14 protein-coding genes are annotated in these 17,341 nt (G+C 45.4%); 2 read left to right on the top strand and 12 right to left on the bottom strand.

The window, feature by feature from the left end; all coding sequences use genetic code 11:
• Positions 1 to 168: 168 nt before the first annotated feature.
• The gene (locus ACVA53_RS02255; RefSeq protein WP_255042773.1) at positions 169 to 849 is read left to right on the top strand and encodes a hypothetical protein; all 681 of its coding nucleotides are present in this window, start codon (positions 169 to 171) and stop codon (positions 847 to 849) included.
• A 262-nt stretch (positions 850 to 1,111) separates the two neighbouring features.
• Here the strand turns inward: ACVA53_RS02255 and fruA are convergent, their stop codons facing one another.
• Genes fruA through fruB form a run of 3 tightly spaced genes read right to left on the bottom strand, consistent with a single transcriptional unit; the run spans position 1,112 to position 4,961 of the window.
• Entirely contained in the window at positions 1,112 to 2,854 is a 1,743-nt protein-coding gene (gene fruA, locus ACVA53_RS02260) for a PTS fructose transporter subunit IIBC (RefSeq protein WP_255042771.1), read from the bottom strand.
• A gap of 21 nt (positions 2,855 to 2,875) precedes the next feature.
• Positions 2,876 to 3,841 (bottom strand): 1-phosphofructokinase, encoded by a 966-nt coding sequence (gene pfkB, locus ACVA53_RS02265; protein WP_255042770.1) that lies wholly within the window; start codon positions 3,839 to 3,841, stop codon positions 2,876 to 2,878.
• 1 nt (position 3,842) lies between these two features.
• Positions 3,843 to 4,961 (bottom strand): fused PTS fructose transporter subunit IIA/HPr protein, encoded by a 1,119-nt coding sequence (gene fruB, locus ACVA53_RS02270; protein WP_255042769.1) that lies wholly within the window; start codon positions 4,959 to 4,961, stop codon positions 3,843 to 3,845.
• A 393-nt stretch (positions 4,962 to 5,354) separates the two neighbouring features.
• Between fruB and cra the strand changes: the two genes are divergently transcribed.
• Entirely contained in the window at positions 5,355 to 6,353 is a 999-nt protein-coding gene (gene cra, locus ACVA53_RS02275) for a catabolite repressor/activator (protein WP_255042768.1), read from the top strand.
• Between the two features lie 42 nt (positions 6,354 to 6,395).
• Here cra and ACVA53_RS02280 read toward each other — a convergent pair whose 3' ends face one another.
• The 9 genes from ACVA53_RS02280 to ACVA53_RS02320 form a co-directional block, all read right to left on the bottom strand.
• Entirely contained in the window at positions 6,396 to 7,934 is a 1,539-nt protein-coding gene (locus ACVA53_RS02280) for a GTPase family protein (RefSeq protein ID WP_446504423.1), read from the bottom strand.
• Positions 7,915 to 9,048, bottom strand: a complete 1,134-nt coding sequence (locus ACVA53_RS02285; protein WP_274129851.1) for a YcjF family protein — start codon at positions 9,046 to 9,048, stop codon at positions 7,915 to 7,917. Before ACVA53_RS02285 ends, ACVA53_RS02280 begins: the two co-directional genes overlap by 20 nt.
• A 301-nt stretch (positions 9,049 to 9,349) precedes the next feature.
• Positions 9,350 to 10,300 carry an SDR family oxidoreductase gene (locus ACVA53_RS02290; RefSeq protein ID WP_255042761.1) on the bottom strand — a complete coding sequence of 317 codons (951 nt, stop codon included), beginning with the start codon at positions 10,298 to 10,300 and terminating at the stop codon, positions 9,350 to 9,352.
• A gap of 214 nt (positions 10,301 to 10,514) precedes the next feature.
• Positions 10,515 to 11,645: an AI-2E family transporter gene (locus ACVA53_RS02295; protein ID WP_255042760.1), complete on the bottom strand. Its 1,131-nt coding sequence runs from the start codon at positions 11,643 to 11,645 to the stop codon at positions 10,515 to 10,517.
• Positions 11,638 to 12,309 carry a potassium channel family protein gene (locus ACVA53_RS02300; protein WP_255042759.1) on the bottom strand — a complete coding sequence of 224 codons (672 nt, stop codon included), beginning with the start codon at positions 12,307 to 12,309 and terminating at the stop codon, positions 11,638 to 11,640. The genes ACVA53_RS02295 and ACVA53_RS02300 overlap by 8 nt, the downstream gene beginning before the upstream one ends.
• A gap of 17 nt (positions 12,310 to 12,326) precedes the next feature.
• Positions 12,327 to 13,226 carry an HlyD family secretion protein gene (locus tag ACVA53_RS02305; protein ID WP_255042786.1) on the bottom strand — a complete coding sequence of 300 codons (900 nt, stop codon included), beginning with the start codon at positions 13,224 to 13,226 and terminating at the stop codon, positions 12,327 to 12,329.
• A 17-nt stretch (positions 13,227 to 13,243) separates the two neighbouring features.
• Positions 13,244 to 13,447, bottom strand: a complete 204-nt coding sequence (locus tag ACVA53_RS02310) for a DUF1656 domain-containing protein (protein ID WP_255042785.1) — start codon at positions 13,445 to 13,447, stop codon at positions 13,244 to 13,246.
• 5 nt (positions 13,448 to 13,452) lie between these two features.
• Positions 13,453 to 15,135 carry a TolC family protein gene (locus ACVA53_RS02315; protein WP_446504458.1) on the bottom strand — a complete coding sequence of 561 codons (1,683 nt, stop codon included), beginning with the start codon at positions 15,133 to 15,135 and terminating at the stop codon, positions 13,453 to 13,455.
• Positions 15,114 to 17,306 (bottom strand): FUSC family protein, encoded by a 2,193-nt coding sequence (locus tag ACVA53_RS02320; RefSeq protein ID WP_255042782.1) that lies wholly within the window; start codon positions 17,304 to 17,306, stop codon positions 15,114 to 15,116. The genes ACVA53_RS02315 and ACVA53_RS02320 overlap by 22 nt, the downstream gene beginning before the upstream one ends.
• Positions 17,307 to 17,341 lie beyond the last annotated feature (35 nt).

Consider the following 17,341-nt stretch of genomic DNA (forward strand, 5'->3'; position numbering starts at 1 on the left):
ATGATTATCACTATCTCATCGCAAAATCTCAATATTGAGAGCTAAAAAAATACAAGGATTCAATCACTTATTAATTTCTTATTTTTCTCCCTATTATTCATCAAAAAATTATCAATTCTTGAAATATGCTTTATTTGAGCTTCAGAAAAATAATAACGAGGTTCCAAAATGATTAGGGTTGCGCTTACAGCATTATCAACAGTATTTCTATTTGCCTGCGGTGGTGGTTCGTCAAGTGATTCGACAGAAACAACAGCAGTCACAATGGATGATGTTAGTGTTAGAACAATTGGTATTGATCAAGTGAATATATCTGGAGAAGACGTTGACTTTTATATTAAAGAGTCAAATGTTGGTGGCGTTTTGTTTGATGAAAACAATAAAACGTACTCCGTTACAGATTCTGATTCTTATTACCATAAAATTAGTTGGACTTCCGCCACACCAATGAGGATTGATGTCGGAACACAAGACACTAACACTCAAGCTAAAGAGTCAAAACAAGATGATATCTTACTAAATAATAAAGAAAAGCTTTGGGCCATAGCTTGGGATGATAACGGTGAACTCACCTTATCAACGGATGTACAGAACCCTGCACCTATTGAAGATAAGTACCGCATTCGCATCTTTACAGTAGAAGATGTATGGGTACAAGTTATCTCAACGGCAGTGTCCAGTACCGAAGTTAAGAAAGGTAACTTCTCTTCTCAAATGATTTTAAGCAATTGTAGCGGGGAGCTTTATTTAGGAGCAAACCAACGCGACATTTGTGACTTAGATATAGGGAAATCTTATTTATTAATTGTTGATGGGGAAAACGTGCTATTAGCAGCAGAAGAAAAATAATAAATATATAAAAAATATAAAATGACAATTATAATTTAGGGTAAATATAAAAATAATATTGCGCTTTGTATTACACGCAGGGAATTGCCTACATAATATATACGTCTGTCTTAACAGAGATACTAAAAAAATCTTATATCATGGAAAGATGACTCTGGTAACTTCGAAGAAGTTTAGGACAAACAAAAGAATACCGTAGGCAGCGGTGGCATAAGCCCCGGCAATTTTTGCCGGGGCTATCTTTATCTAACGGACAGAGTGCTTACTTTGCTTCAGCAACAGCCACTAGCTCTTCATCAGACTTCTTCAAGAACGCATATGTCACACCCGTCACAATCGTACCGGCGGCAATCGCAACCAAATACATCAATACAGGTGAAATTGCATTTGGGATAAACAATACAAACAAGCCACCATGCGGAGCCATCAATTTGGCGCCAAACAGCATAGACAGCGCGCCCGTAAGCGCCCCACCCACCATACAGCTTGGAATAACACGCATTGGGTCACGCGCAGCGAATGGAATAGCACCTTCCGAGATAAAGCATAACCCCAGCACGAAAGAAGCTTTACCTGCTTCAGATTCACTGGCGTTAAACTTACGTTTAGCCAAGAACGTTGCCAAACCCATCCCCATTGCTGGTACCATGCCGGCAGCCATAACTGCCGCCATCGGCGCGTAGGTTTGTGATGCCAGCAAACCAACACCAAAGGTGTATGCCGCCTTGTTAACCGGGCCACCCAAGTCAAAACACATCATACTGCCTAGAATAACACCTAGCAGTACAGCATTCGCTGAGCCCATGTTGTTGAGGAAGTCTGTCAGGCTGGTCATTGCCGTCGAAACTGGGCCACCCACCACGTAAATCATGATAAGACCGGTTACCAAACTTGATAGCAACGGAATGATCAAGATGGGTTTCAGCGCTTCCATGGATTGCGGCAACTTAACGTGATCCGCGATAAATTTAGCACTGTAACCCGCAAGGAAACCAGCAACGATACCACCAAGGAAACCAGCCCCCGTGGAGCTTGCTAGCATACCACCAATCAAACCCGGAGCGAGACCCGGACGGTCAGCAATCGAGAAAGCAATGAAACCTGCCAGTACCGGTACCATCAGCGCAAATGCCGAGCCACCACCAATCGTCATCAGAGCAGCAGCCAGTGTCCCCTCTTGTTCAAAGGCGGTAATACCGAATACAAATGAAAGCGCGATAGAAAGACCACCAGCAACAACTAATGGCAACATATGGGAAACACCGGTCATCAAGTGCTTATAGGCACCGGTCTTCTCTTGTTTTGCATCACCTTCAGATGCCGATCCCGCTTGGTGCTGATAAGGCATCGCTGTTGAGAATGCTTTTTCAAACTCTTCTGTCGTTTTCTTCAGAGCTGCACCAGTGCTGGTTTTATACAGCTTCTTACCAGCAAAGCGAGCAAGATCCACTTCAATATCAGCAGCAATAATCACCAAATCCGCTGCAGCAATTTCTTCAGCAGTAAGTTGGTTCTTCGCACCGACTGAGCCACGGGTCTCAACCTTGATTTGGTGGCCCTGACGCTTACCTTCTTCTTCCAACGCTTCAGCAGCCATGAAAGTATGTGCAACACCTGTTGGACAAGCGGTAATCGCCACAATTTTCTTGCTAGCCGACTCGCCCGATACTTCTTCGTTTACGGCAGTTACCGCTGTGAGTGCTGATGCTTGACTGACAGCCTGAGAAAGCGCCGCTTTCGGATCTGCCAAAACATCTTCAATTGAGATTTGCGACAGCTTCTTACCTTTGAAGCGTGTCGTATCCACTGCGGTATCCGCGGCAACGACGATACAATCAGCGTCATCAATAACGGTCTGGCTCAGGGCCTTCACCGGCACGACAGAAGACTGGCATTCAACCGCTGCGGTCCATTTAAGATCTGCTGCTGCCTTTTCAATTAGGCCAGCGGCAATAATGCTATTTGCAATACCACTTGGGCACGCTGTTATTACTGCAATTTTCATTTCAACACCCTCTGATCTGAATCAGCTATTCACGTTATTTAATTGGACATTTTCTTTTACTTTCAGCACTTGGTTGATATCTTCAACACCAACGCCTACTTGGCTGACAGCCAATGCAGACAATGCTGTGGCAAAGCCCAATGTCTCTTTTTTATTCCACTCGTTAAGCTGTCCCCAGCACAAACCTGCAACTAATGTATCCCCAGCACCAACAGTGCTCACTACATTCATTTTCGGTGGCTGGGAGCGAAGCCAACCTTCGCCGTTGAGCCACATAACGCCTTCCGCGCCCAATGAAACAACCACGTTGGTAATGCCTTTTGCGGAAAGTTGTTCTGCTGCTTCCAGCAAAGCATGTTCAGATTCGAGTTCACGTCCGGCCCAATCAGCAAGCTCTTCGTCATTAGGTTTGACCAGCCATGGCGAAGCATCCAAACCTGCGGCAAGAGCAGCCTTGCTGCTATCGAAGAACACCTGCTTACCGTTATCGTGCAACCATTGGATCCACTCTGCGCATTTTTCAGGGGTAATACCTCGTGGGAGGCTACCTGCAATCACGAACACATCATGGCTCTCGGCCAAAGTGTGCAATGTCGTTTCGAAAGCCTTTAGATCGTCTTCACCCACTTCTACACCCGGGAAGTTGATATCACTAACCTGACCACCTAGCTCTACCAATTTGACGTTTATTCGGCTGGCACCCTGCACCCGTACAAAGGCATCCTTAGCACCTAGCTCTTCAAACAACTGGCAAAACGGCTCTTGGTTATCTGCACCTAACAGACCCGTTACGGTAACTTTCGCACCCAGTTCTGCCAGTACTTTCGCCACATTCACGCCCTTCCCTGCTGGGTGCAATGTACCGGTATTAACTAAATTCACTGTGCCTGGGTTAAGAACATCGAGACTACCGGTGAGATCCAAGGCTGGATTAAGCGTAACCGTCACGACCTTTGGCTTGTTATTCATGCTTTGAGATTCAGTCATACTATTTGCCCTCACCAAGCCCATCGGCAATTGCTTGTCCTATTGCGACTAATGCTTCATCTGCATCATCACCCTTTGCCGTGAACTGTAATTCGTGGCCTTGTTTAACGCCTAACGCAATCACCTTCATAAGGCTCTTCGCATTAACAGCTTTACCTTCACCATTTAGGTTGGAGACTAAAATATTACTGTTGAATTTCTTGGCAACGCTTACCAGCATGGCACCCGGCCGGGCATGCAAACCGTGTGGATTGTGGATCTTGAAGACTTCGGTATTACCCTCAAGAGCTTCTTCCGTCAAAAGCGTCACGACCTGTTCGGCAGTAGCAGCAAATAACTTTCCTGTTTGATTGGTGAATAACAATTGGGCCAAGTAATTCATGTTATTGACATGCGCGCCATTACAAGCAGCGACAAACAAGAGACCTTTTACAGGGAAGCCTGCGTCTTCAAATTGAGTTGTTGGTGTAACAAAGGCTAGTGATGTCCGGCTGACACCTTTACTACTTTTGGCGATCCATAGACCTTGACCTAGATGAGTAGCGCCAGAGGCAATAGCATCCGCAACGGTCTCGTTACTCGCCGATTGATGGTTTTTCACCAAGCCAGCTGCGACAGCGGTTAGCTGAACAAGATCGGTTGCAGGAAATTCAAGTTGGACATAGCTTTCATCAAAGTCTGCTTCTAACTGAGCTTCACCATTCAAAATAGCAATCAAGCCTGCTGCGCTATTACTCGTTTTTAGCTTGTCCTCAACGCCATCAGCAGACAGTACTTTGGTGAGCTGCTTAAGGATGCCTAGGTGCTCATCAGATTTGGCAGCGATGCCGATCGCAAGATACACCGTTTTGCCATCACCCCAGCTAACCCCCTGTGGGAAGTGATGGACGCGAACTCCAGTCTCTTTCACCAAACCCCGGGTATCTGTTGTACCGTGAGGAATCGCAATACCGTTACCAAGAAATGTTGAGTTCTGTGCCTCGCGATCCAGCATGCCGTTAACATAGCCGGTTTCAACTAGGCCTTGCTGTTCCAAACCAGCAGCAATCGCTTTAATCGCTTCCTGCTTATCTGTTGCTGATTGATTGAGCTGAATGTCTTTTGTTGAGAGTGACAGCATGTGTTTACTCCAGTTTCGTTAAACCTGGTGAAGACCGGTGTCTTCTTCCCCGTCTACACAAATATAAACCTAAATGACCAACTTCATATTTTGCTAACTGAATCGATTCAGCTTTTGGTCAAAATAAAATTTCAGCAGAATTTAGTTCAAGGTTATATCACTGCTGAAACCATTCAGCTGACATGCTGAATGGTTTCAGCTAATATTGCAAATGTGCCAAAGAGATCGTCACAAAAATTTTGATCCGTCGCACAAAACCATAGTCATATCGATAAGCAACGCCAAAGTGTTTGCGTGAACACGCATATTATTCAACAAGCCAGCCTCTTTCTGTTCGTGATACGAACCAGTAGAATGAAACAGGCCTGCTAACTGTAACCAACAAGAATCAGAATGAAGCTAGACGAGATAGCAAAACTTGCCGGAGTATCCCGTACCACCGCCAGTTACGTGATAAACGGTAAAGCACAAAAGTACCGGATCAGTGAGAAAACCCAGCAAAAAGTGATGGCTGTTGTGAATGAACACAACTTCCGGCCTGATCATGCTGCGACGTCCCTCCGTGCAGGGAGTAGCCGTTCTTTCGGTTTGATCATCCCTGATCTCGAAAACAGCAGTTATGCCAAGTTGGCTAAACTCCTCGAGCACAATGTACGAAAGGCCGGTTATCAGCTGATCATTTCCTGCTCGGATGATGACGCTGATACTGAGATGAAAGTAGCTGAAACACTGTTAAGCCGACGCATAGATGCGTTGATTGTGGCGAGTGCCCTGCCAAGCGATAACAACTTCTACCAAAGAATTCAAAAAGGCGGCGTACCCGTTATCGCTATCGACCGTGCGATGAATGATGAAATATTTGCCAGTGTGATCAGCGAAGATCTTGATGGTGCGTTTGATCTCACTGTTAGCCTATTAGACAAGAAGGTTAAAACAATCGGCTTAGTTGGAGCCGTACCAGAGTTGGGGGTGTCAAAAGAGCGTGAGCAAGGCTTTCTTTCGGCTATCCGTTCGCACAGCACCCTAAAACACCAACCTGAAATTAGAACGCTAATAGCCAATGGCGACCATTTCAGCCAGCAACAAGGTCAGCAGCAAGTACAAAACTGGATCGACAATGGCTGTATGCCTGATGCAATTCTGGCCACCTCCTACACCCTATTTGAAGGTGTGCTCGATTGTTTACTGGCAAATCCGGAATTAATGCAAAAAACTCACCTTGCAACATTTGGTGATAACCGCCTACTGGATTTCTTACCGATAAAAATCCAGTCATTGCCGCAACAGTTTGAGCTCATTGCTGACAATGCATTGGAGCTGGCACTGAATGCTATTGCAGGCCGGTACCGTACTGGGGTGGAAGTGATCCCTCGAAAAATTAAGCGTCGATAAAAATCATGATTGGGCCCGTTGAATAGACCAAGGCCCAAATAATCATGATTTAACTGTATACCGCTTTACTGCCACCTTACCTAGTCGGTACAACCGCTTTACCTGTTTCGTCAAAGCGTCACTCTTATGCTCTATACGGCGCCGGTTGAGTTGGGTATTCACCCCATCTTGAAATGCACTCAATAACGCCTCTGCCAAGCTATCCATATTATAAGGTTGGTCATTGGGCGGCATCGCAACCACAACCTCATCATCAGGCATGATTTTCGCCTTATTGAAATCAAGCGCCGCCTTTATCGTGTTAGCTTTCGCTGATTGCGGCGCTGATAAATCATAAGGCGGCTGCCACTCTAAGGCCGGAGATAAACGGTCAACCTGATTAAGCACCATGATCACTTGTGGCTTTTTGCGACTGCGATTATCCGCCTGCTGATAGTATTCATCAAACTGCTGGCGAAGTATCACATCACTCTTTCGCGCTGGTTGATTGGCTTTCAATACCCAAAGGACAATATCACTCTGTACCATTTGCTTAACCAACAGCTTATTGGTGGTTACCTGCCCATCAATACCCGGTAGGTCAACCAAGTGAATAATATCTATTCCATCGACATAACAGCGGTGAACGACAATACTTTCCGTTGAAGGGATTGCACTCACTTCAGCCACCATATTACCCACAAACGTATTGACCAGCGAAGATTTCCCCGCACTGACCTGACCGACAATCGCCACTCGGAGCGGCTTTAATTCCTCAGCAAAGTGTTCGCTAGCTGTATCACAGTTGTTCAACTCACCTTCCGCGGCTTTATAGCGACCACTGTATAGATCGATTGCTACAGACAGTACTTCCTGCAACAGGACTTTTTTCAAGGTGTGCTGGACTTCCTCACTGACTTCATCAAACAAACGGCCAAGCAGTTGCCCCCTCGCCTCTGCCACCAAGCCTGCTGGCGTCATCGCTCTGAATACCCGGTATACATCATAAAACTTTTTGGCGGCACCAAGCTTCTCTTTATGCTGATATCCTTGTTGAAAGTAGGACAGCTTCAATGTTTCTGCGAAGGGAATATGATTAAGTAAAAAGAGGCGGTAACGATGACTCACCTTCTCCAACATCAACAGAAATTCCGGCGCGGTAAAAGACAAGGCTTGAGTATCGCGTTCAGGATAATATTGACTAGCGACCTCCATCGACAACGATAAGGCATGCTCCCTTAGCCCTATCCAACTATCATCCTGTTCGAGGCGGCGGGCTATTGCTGGATTGAGCTCAGTCCAAACTTCACGGTCAAACTCTCCCCACTCACCGGATGGAGCGACATCATACTCTCCCTCAATACCAATGTTGTTATTCGACGCGCGGCGCGTTTGGCGCAGCCAAATTGCGCCTGCGATAACAACACACGATGAGGATGCAATCAAAATTGATAAGAACAACCATTGATCATCCTGAATAATCCGAAATAACCCCCACCCCGCCAACACGAACAAAGGTATGATCAACGAAGCAAAAACTAAAGGTGCCACCCCAGCGGAGATACGGCTTAGCAGGCTGACACTATTGATTGTCTTTTTCATGGCTGTCCTTTGCCTGCTTTAGCGCTTGTTCAAATACAAAGCGAATATCACTCTCACTAACCGTTTCCCCGCGACTGATATGATAAAGGTACTTACACCCCGCCCGGCCAATCGCATACGTAAGGCCAAAGCTAATAGCAACAGCAACCGCACTCCCTACCGTTTGCCCATATACCGGAATAAACTTCGCCAACTGCCTCACGCCCAACTTTGTTGCGTACTTCAAAGCAAAGCTACTTCCTAATAAGCCAGCGAATTCAGTAAAACGCTTTCGGTTCCACTCAACACCGTATTGACGTGCCAAACTGTGCAGCATTTTCCCTTGTATGGCCGGCACAGACACCAAGCCTACACCTGGAAGCGCATCAGATGCTGCCGCACTGCCTGCATACCACATAACTTCTTGTTGAAGCTTATGGAAATTACTTTGCTCAGCATTGCCATGCTGCTGTGATTGCTGCATCAACTGAATAATTGGTAGCATGTCTGCTAACTGTTCATTCAATGCTGACAGGCCAAACCATTCATTACTTTGGGTCGCTGCACTATCGGGAGCGGTGGCCTGGAAGTCCACATTAACCGACATCAATGTCGTACCCCATACTTTCTCCACCTGAGTTTGGTTATATCGAATAGCTTGAAGCCGTTGTTCTGGGTCGATAATCGACAAACACGCAGTATGGACCACCAATAGACTATCAATACGGCCATCTTTGCGGATTTTTTTCAACGCTGATAGCACATCACTCTGTTCCGGCTCTTCAACTTTCATTACAACCAGTAGCGCATGACTTTGCGCCTGGCAGGCAGAAATATCATCAGAAGGATCATAATCAGCTTCTGATAACCCTCGGGTATCGAGAAAACGCAACACTGGGCTCAGTGAAGGAAAAGCATATTCAACCGCTGTCTGGGTGCAGGGTTGAAAGCCATTACCAACCTCAACCAATTCATTATCCGTGACAGTTGCTATCAGGGTCGACTTTCCTGCGCCAGTTTTACCCAGTAGCCATAATGTTGGCAAAGATGCCTCCCACTGCTGGGTCGCTGCTTGCAAGTCAGGATCTTTCTCCGGATTGATATACTGGTAAATATTTTTGAAAAACTGCTGCATCGATACCTCTAATCCCACATCACACACCCGATAATACCCACATCTGTAATAAACACAATTACAGTCAAAGCATCAGCCTCAAGCTTGGTAAATCAGGGGGGATTTGATCCTATATAATGATCACTGTAGAAATAATAACAAAGTGTTTCATTAACTTATAAATCATAAATTCTATATTTTAGCCATTTTCATTTTCGTAACTATGCAGATTAAAATGGCCTTGCGATACAACGTTTAACAAGCGGCTCTGCCGCTTGCTTTATTTGTTCTTGGTATTTATATTCATATTGAAGTTACAAACTTAGCTTAAAAACAAATCCCGCTGTAAAGACGCTCCAGGCTTACAAGCATATTCCGAGAAATCTGTAACACCTTGGTGCTGCAATACCTCTTCATCAATAAAAAACCTCCCCGTACACTCTTTCGCGTCTCGGGTGAGAACCTCATAACACGCATCAGCCATGATAGTCGGTTGGCGTGAGTGCTCCATAATTTTCTTACCGTTTTTCATATGAGATATTGCTGAAGTGGCAATGGTGGTTTTCGGCCACAATGAATTGGCTGCAATACCATATTCTTTGAGCTCATTTGCAAAGGTCATGGTCATCATCGACATGCCATATTTTGAACTGGTATAGGCGCCATAGTTCTTAAACCACTGCGGGCTTAAATCAATCGGCGGGGAGAGAGTCAAAATATGCGGATTAGACGACTTGCGTAAATACGGCAAGCACGCTTGAGTCAGCAAATACGTCCCGCGCACATTTATCGAAAACATCAGATCAAAGCGCTTGCTTGGCGTGTTTTCCATGTTTTGTAGATGAATACTGCTGGCGTTATTAATTACTATATCAATGCCACCGGTTTGCGTGACAACTTGCTCAACCGCGCTCGCAATTGCGGCTTCATCACGGATATCCAGCACAACAGGAATAGCCTTCCCCTTACCCGCCTGATTAATTTCGTCTGCTGCAGTATATATGGTGCCGGGTAATATCGGGTGTGGCTCAGCGGTTTTAGCGGCTATGACTACCGTCGCGCCCTCTTGCGCGCACCGCTTGGCAATCGCAAAACCAATCCCACGAGAGCCACCACTGATAAATACTGTCTTATTCACCAAGGAACTCGATTGATCAGTCAGCGGCATACTGAGGTTCTCCTCATCAGCCTTGACCTTAGGCATAGAGATAGTATTCACCATCACTTCCAACTGGTTTATCGCTCGTCTTGCTTTATCGAAAAAATTACTCATTACCACAATGCCCTGTAATTATCTTCATTCCATGACCAATGCTAGTAACACTGCATTACTGTGCTTGTCTAACCAAGTATAGAGTAATTATTCGAATTACAAGCAAAGAAAAACTGGAATACCAAAGTGATAAAACACAATCGATATTCCAGCAACTATATATACCCCAGATACTCTGCTGTTAAATTCAGCAACGAGTAAACAATACTATTGCTTAATCCGTATTTGGTTGGGCCTTAGCTACTTCATCTGTCTCATTGTCACTTTTCTTCTCTTGCGGTGACATCTTCATCCAAGAAATGAATAACTCATACCAAATGGCCAAAACCACCGCACCAAGGAAAAGCCCGATAATACCAGCTGAAATCATTCCGCCAATAGCGCCAATCAATATGACGGGCATTGGGATATCTACTCCTCGTCCCATTAACATCGGTTTCAGAAAGTTATCAGACAACCCCGCTAATAGAACCCAAACAGTAAAAATGGTTGCGGGTGTGGTATCCATATATGAAAAAACATAGATAATAACTGGCAACACAATCAATAGAGCCGGCAATTGAGCGATGGCTAAAATGAAAACAACAAGCGTGATAAGCCCTGCCGCTGGTATTTTAAACACAAACATAGCGAGACCAATCAAAACTGATTGGATGAAGGCAACACCTACGACCCCCAACAAAACACTTCGGATTGTTGCCGCTATCAAACTTGCCCATTCTTCACCATGTTTACCAACAACCCGAACGGAGACAAGCCCAACCGCTTTTGCCATCGACTCTGAGTGCGCCATAAAGCCTGCAGCAATAAGCAGTGAGATGATAAACATGACAACTGTTGCTAAGCCACTACCGAGTGCACCAGCAAAAGCCCCCACTGCCGCTTTTATTTCCTCTGAATATTTCATCAGAGCTTGTTCCATATTGGTAGCAAACAAAGCCCATGTACTATGCAGCTTTTCTCCCACCATAGGGATTTCAGCAACTCTTGCTGGAGGTCCCGGCAGTTTAACCGTTTCGCTTTGCAAAAAGTCGGTCAATCCTACAACACCATCGAAAATCGATCCCATTACAATGATCAGTGGCACGACCAATATGGTAATACCTATCACAGCGAGAATAGTGGCTGACAACCCTCGCCTTCCTTTCATTACCCCTTCTAACTTGAGAGTAAGTGGCATCAAAGCCACCGCGATGATTGCCCCCCATAGCACTGGAATAATAAAGGGCTTGATAATGTCATAGGTCCACACGATCAAAATAACTAATAGCCCGATCCTTATGGATGCCTCCAGCATATTATTGATAAATATACTGCTATTTTGCTTTTCAAGTTGTCTATCCATCGTTGTTTTCCTGACTGTTTTGGCTGGCACCGACCAGGCTTGCAACAACAATTGCCATGTAGAACACGCCAGCTGTCGCTTCTAAATACACAATGACCTGAGCAAAGGGTGAGATAGGGCTAATATCGCCATAGCCCAATGTAGTAAGAGTGACAAAACTAAAGTAGGCTGCATTGGAAAAATTATCTCCCCAGTCTTTGGCCTCAAGACCCGTAAAGGATTCAGGGGAAAATTCGAGAATAAGCAAATAGGTAATGGCCCACATTAAACCGAGAAGTAAAAATAACGCCAATGAGCCAACGACCTTATTGTTATCAATACTGCCGGTAAAAAGGATCTGTCGCATAATAGATTTGAACGTGCCGAAAAAGAAACTCAGCATCAAGACCAGCATAGCAACATCGGTTTGCTTGAAATCAAACAATTCTTTGACAATCACCAGCCCAATCCATACCACGGCAAGACTCAACAAAAACCGATACCACCCTGAGTCAAACCGCAAACTCATCAAGCAAACCGCAAACGTCAGCAAGGTAATTCCCTGCATGATTTTATCCAACCAGGTAATATGCAGTACCTGATCAAGTGAAGAACTCACCAACAAGAGAATCAAAGCAGTCGTGAGATAGTAAAAATTATTTTTCTCAGTGATTTTCTTACCCATTTCCCCTCCTGATCCGATTAATGTGTGTGCTCTGCTTTTGAATCCTGTTGCTCGTCCATCACCATAATCGATGCCGTCATGCCGAAGCGCAGGTTCACACCCTCTGGCAATGTCGATAGAGTAATTTTTACCGGGATACGTTGTGCTAAGCGGATCCATTGAAAAACCGGATTCACGCTTGGTAATAAGTTATAGCCCACTGCACCATTTTGTGGGGCTATCCCCCACCCGACAGAGTCAACAACAGCTTCAATCGGCTCTTCTGGATAAGCCATCAAGGTCACTTTTGCCTTATCACCTATGGTGATATTGGATAGCTGGTTTTCACGAAAATAGCCAAACACCCAAAAGCTATTCACATCAACCACAGCAAGTAAAGGCTGGTTGGCAACCGCTTGTGTGCCTTCGCGAATATCCAAGTTAGACACATAGCCATCAACCGATGCAAATACTTGGGTAAACTCCATATTCAATTTGGCTGCACGTAACTTTTGCTCTGAAACTTTGATTTGGATGAGCGACTCTTCATACGATATCTGTCGGCGGGTGATATCTTTCAACGAAACCGCCCCCTTATCTTTGCGTTGAATATCGAGCAAGCGATCTAATTCGATTTTCTTTCCTTTCGAACTTATTTTCGAGCGTTCAAGGGAGGCTTCAGCTTGCGATAACGCAACTTCATATGTCGTGGGATCAATTTGAAATAACAGCTCGCCCTTGCGCACGAATTGGTTATCGACGACGGGTACATAAACCACAGGCCCTGAAACCCGAGGCGCCACCTTGACAATATTGGCGCGAACTTGGCCGTTACGGGTCCACGGGTTGTCGAAGTACTCTTGGTATTTTTGATAGCCATAGTAAATGGCACCACCAATAATGATGAGATTCAGCGCAATAACGAATAGCTTTTTTATACTCTTCATATTCACACCTAAAACTGAATAAAGTAAGCGTCAATAGCAACGGTATAAAGCACCGTTATTGCCAAAAAGGTCACCGATGGATAAGCAATTAGCCGCGATAAACGGGTTTTATTTAAAATGACTACCGTTATCCAAGTCGCGATTACAGACAAAATGATGACAAGTAAAAAGGGCGAGTAATACACATCTCCCCAAGACATTTCATGCGGCACTTCCATTATGGGCCTCCAGGGTAACTCTGCTTGGCCGGATCTATCGGCTCGCCAAACGGTGACACGGCATTTGGAACTTGGTCGGGCGATAGCAGGGGAAGCTGTGTTTCATCCAACATTTCGCCCCAATCTGTTCGGCTCTCCATTTGCGAGCGCAACGCATCATTGAGGTATGGTCGGCCAGTTTCGGCTTCCCACCCGCCGCCGAGTGATTTATAAAGTGCCACCACTTGATTGGCAACATTCCCTTTCACAATCGCATAGGCATCTTCGCTTCGGGTCATCTTCTCAAGCGAATTGAGCAAACGCTCAAAGCTAATTTGGCCATTTTCATACTGGGTCAACGAGATGTTGTAAGCGCGTACCGACGCGTCAACAGACCGAAAGGCAAGTTTCTGTTGGTACTGATTGAGCTGATAGGACTCCAAGGCGTTCGTCACTTCCTGCACCGCCAGTAGCACCTGCTTGTTGTAGTTCGTCAGTGTCTCTTGGAAGCGAGCATCTTGAGCGCGAATAGCGTTTTTCACCCTGCCATACTGGAAAATATTCCACGAGAAAGCAGGACCAAGAGAAAGGTTGAGGGAATCACTAAAGCTAAAATCATTACCTGCAGGAACGGTACTATTGAGACCAATGACGCCAAACAACGAAAATTGGGGGTATAAATCGGCTTCAGCTATACCGATTTGGCTGTTTTGTGCATGAGCCTGTAGCTCGGCAAGTTGAAGGTCGGGACGGCGTAACACTAAACCGGCATCGACTTGTGTACTGATAGGCAACGTCGCGGGAATCAAAGAATATTGGTCGTAATCACTTGTTAGCCGGCTATTTCGCGTACCCTCATATTTATTGTCGAAGACTTTCACTTTGGCATCCACCCAAGGGCTGTCCAACAGCACCATCACCTGGTCCGGCAGAATACCAAGCAGCACTGCAATGGCATTGCGCGATTGCATCATGCCAATTTTCAGGCTGGGTAATGCCGACTCGGTGTTATACAGCTGGGTTCTCGCCTGCTGGACATCTAATTCAGTCACATCCCCCGACTCATACTGGATTTCAGTGATCCGCTCGACGCGGCGCTGAATTTCAATATTCCGTTCAGATAACAGTACCCGCTCTTGGAATGTCCGATAATTGATATAGTTTCTGGCGACTTCTGACGTAATAGTGACCAAAATATCGTGATAGGAAGCGATTGACGCATATAAGGTCGCTTCAGCTGACTCGACGCCAAGCGCATAACGCCCCCACACATCCAGCTCCCAAGCGGCATCAAAGCTCAGCGAAGCATTATCAAAAGTATTCTCGTTTTGGTAAATTTTTGCCACACTACCCGATACATTTTGCCGCTGTGGGTATTGAAATGATTCCGCGACACCCACTGCGGTCCGAGCCTGAAGAATTCTGAGCCCGGCGGCCTCTAAGTCGAGGTTCTGTTGGCTGGCTTTTTCCACTAGCTCATTGAGTACTGGATCATCAAATTGCTGCCACCAGCGCGCGGTTTTGTTTTTGCTCTGCTCAAGATCCGACGTGGACCATGATGTTGGCAACGTAGCTGGTGCCACCCCCTCAAACTTGGGCCCTAATACCGTACAGCCTGACGTAACAAGCAAAGATAACACTGTTATGCAAACGCTGATCTTACTCACCACGCTCAGCCCCCCTAAAACCGCTTCATCGACAATTCTTCCCAAACAACGTCATCACTCACTTGTTTGCAGCTCAGCAATGATTCAAAAATATTTTTCTTCAAGTTTAGGAAGATATAAAACCCGGCAATGTCTGAATTAGAGTACTTATCCAATTCAATATGAGAAAAGTACTCATCGAGTCGAGCTTCTAAGTCTTGATAATCTTGCTTTAAGTGATCAGCATTAAGTTCATCAATTGTCTCTGATTCCACTTTCCATAATGCCTGTGACAATGCAGGGATCACCGTATCTTTATTGCCTTTTTTTGCTTCCACCAATAACGGGTTTTCATCCATTTTTTTACGCGCCTTGATGAAAGTCATCAGGTGATGGTGGAACAAGTCGCATTGTTCGATATAACGCTTAAGCTGTTCGGCCGTGAGTGATGGATAAGGATTAGTGTTAAATTTCGCTCCCCACACCTGCATTTTTTTTAATGCCACTACCATCGTAGTAATACGCCAAACCAACTGTAGTTTTTGCACAAGGGACAGTTGATCAACTTGCAACAATCGGATCACGCCGGTCGCATGACGAAAAAAGCGTTCCCTGAACACCAACAACAAGTGTTCTGGACGACTTGAAAACGGTAAATAATATGAGATCACAACGGACAGCACCGTCATGTAGAATAAAGTGACAATCGTTAGGGTAATGCCGAAGTGATACACCATGTTGTTATCAATACCGAGGGTAAACAAACCTATCAAAAAGAAGATAGTCACCGGACCCTTGAGTACATAGAAACCAACAAAGGTATAAGCAAAAATAAACAAAGCCAGCTCTGCACCTAGGGTTAATTGTGGTAAAAGGAAAACATAGGCGGGAACAGAAAAAACAAAACCCAGCGTAAACAATATCAATAGCATCACGGGGTGAAACGGGAGAAAAGAGAGAATAGAAACAAAGAGTGTGCTAAATATGACAAAGTTATAGCCACCCGGGGGATTAAACTGAATCCAAAATGCGCCAGCGATCCAATAGGTCACAAATACCTTAATGCTAGACTTTGCATTTTCAGCATCCCACCAATTAAAATTGGGCTTGGCCTTTAATGGTGGTAACTCGAATTCGACGGTTCCAGTCAATGAATCGATACTGCTGATACAGCTTTCAAGCTTGGCTAACCGCTCTCGCAATTGATTAAACAAATAACCCGATGATACCGCCTCCCCTCGATATAAATGGCTGGCTTGTTTCAGCCTTTCTCCATCATACTCAACAGGATCCAACGGCTGGGGAGAATGTGCAGCTTGTTTTTCCCATGCATCAGGGAGCCTTTCGAATAATTGGATCACCTCTGTGCGTAATTTATCAAAGTCACGAAGGTATTCTATTGGGTGCCCGCCCGACCGCGAGTGATCTTTGGCAGCAAACAAAAGTAATTCTGTGATCTGACCATACAACGCGATTGTGCCATCCCACTCTTTTTTATAAGCAGATACTTCACTGCACTCACTGTTGAGAGTCTGATATCTCGCTTCGAAGGCCTGTTGAGCAGCAAAGAGCGACTTACTGAGATCGGCTAAGGTGGGTTGCTCTTGGTCGGTTTCGGTCTCTGAGCTAGTCGTATCATCTTCTGATAATTCAGGCTTGGGCTGATCTGCCTTTATCTCTTGTTGCGGTGGAAAGCTCATCGCTTCAAACAAGGCTTTTTGTGCTGAAGCCAAATTATCGCCTAACTGACGAAGATTTTGCTCAACTTTGGGGGGGAAGAGAAATACACCAACGAGGGTATAAACAACGACCCCGAAAACCGTCATAAAAGTACGATCAATACCGTAAAGAAAAGCGCCCTCGGCATCGCCTCCGTTATACATCATCAGAAGCATGACGCCAGTGAGCATAAACAATGTCGGGTCATTCAGGTAAGCTGATCGGATGTAGAACACGATCACCACAACAAGAGAAACCGCCAACATATACAGCAAGCGATCTTGGGCAAAGAACCCCACGAGCAGCAAGCCAATAATGCCACCTGCAATAGTACCAAGTACTCGCAATGTCCCCTTTGCCATAGATTCACGACGACTACCTGTTGATGCAATCAACATCACGGTCGTTGCAGCGGTTGAAGGTTGTGTCCACCCCAAAGCCATTGGGATCATATAGGCTAATGTAAGACTGGTGGCTACACGGAAGGCAAACTTGAACTTATCACTCAGACAAAAAGGTATTAACCAGTTTCCCAACTGGAAAA

Source organism: Photobacterium sp. DNB23_23_1 (genome assembly GCF_052873815.1).

Bases quoted from the DNA above. Each gene is read 5' to 3' on its own strand.
- ACVA53_RS02255 (WP_255042773.1), top strand. From the start codon at position 169: ATGATTAGGGTTGCGCTTACAGCATTATCAACAGTATTTCTATTTGCC.
- fruA (WP_255042771.1), bottom strand. From the start codon at position 2,854: ATGAAAATTGCAGTAATAACAGCGTGCCCAAGTGGTATTGCAAATAGC.
- pfkB (WP_255042770.1), bottom strand. From the start codon at position 3,841: ATGACTGAATCTCAAAGCATGAATAACAAGCCAAAGGTCGTGACGGTT.
- fruB (WP_255042769.1), bottom strand. From the start codon at position 4,961: ATGCTGTCACTCTCAACAAAAGACATTCAGCTCAATCAATCAGCAACA.
- cra (WP_255042768.1), top strand. From the start codon at position 5,355: ATGAAGCTAGACGAGATAGCAAAACTTGCCGGAGTATCCCGTACCACC.
- ACVA53_RS02280 (WP_446504423.1), bottom strand. From the start codon at position 7,934: ATGAAAAAGACAATCAATAGTGTCAGCCTGCTAAGCCGTATCTCCGCT.
- ACVA53_RS02285 (WP_274129851.1), bottom strand. From the start codon at position 9,048: ATGCAGCAGTTTTTCAAAAATATTTACCAGTATATCAATCCGGAGAAA.
- ACVA53_RS02290 (WP_255042761.1), bottom strand. From the start codon at position 10,300: ATGAGTAATTTTTTCGATAAAGCAAGACGAGCGATAAACCAGTTGGAA.
- ACVA53_RS02295 (WP_255042760.1), bottom strand. From the start codon at position 11,645: ATGGATAGACAACTTGAAAAGCAAAATAGCAGTATATTTATCAATAAT.
- ACVA53_RS02300 (WP_255042759.1), bottom strand. From the start codon at position 12,309: ATGGGTAAGAAAATCACTGAGAAAAATAATTTTTACTATCTCACGACT.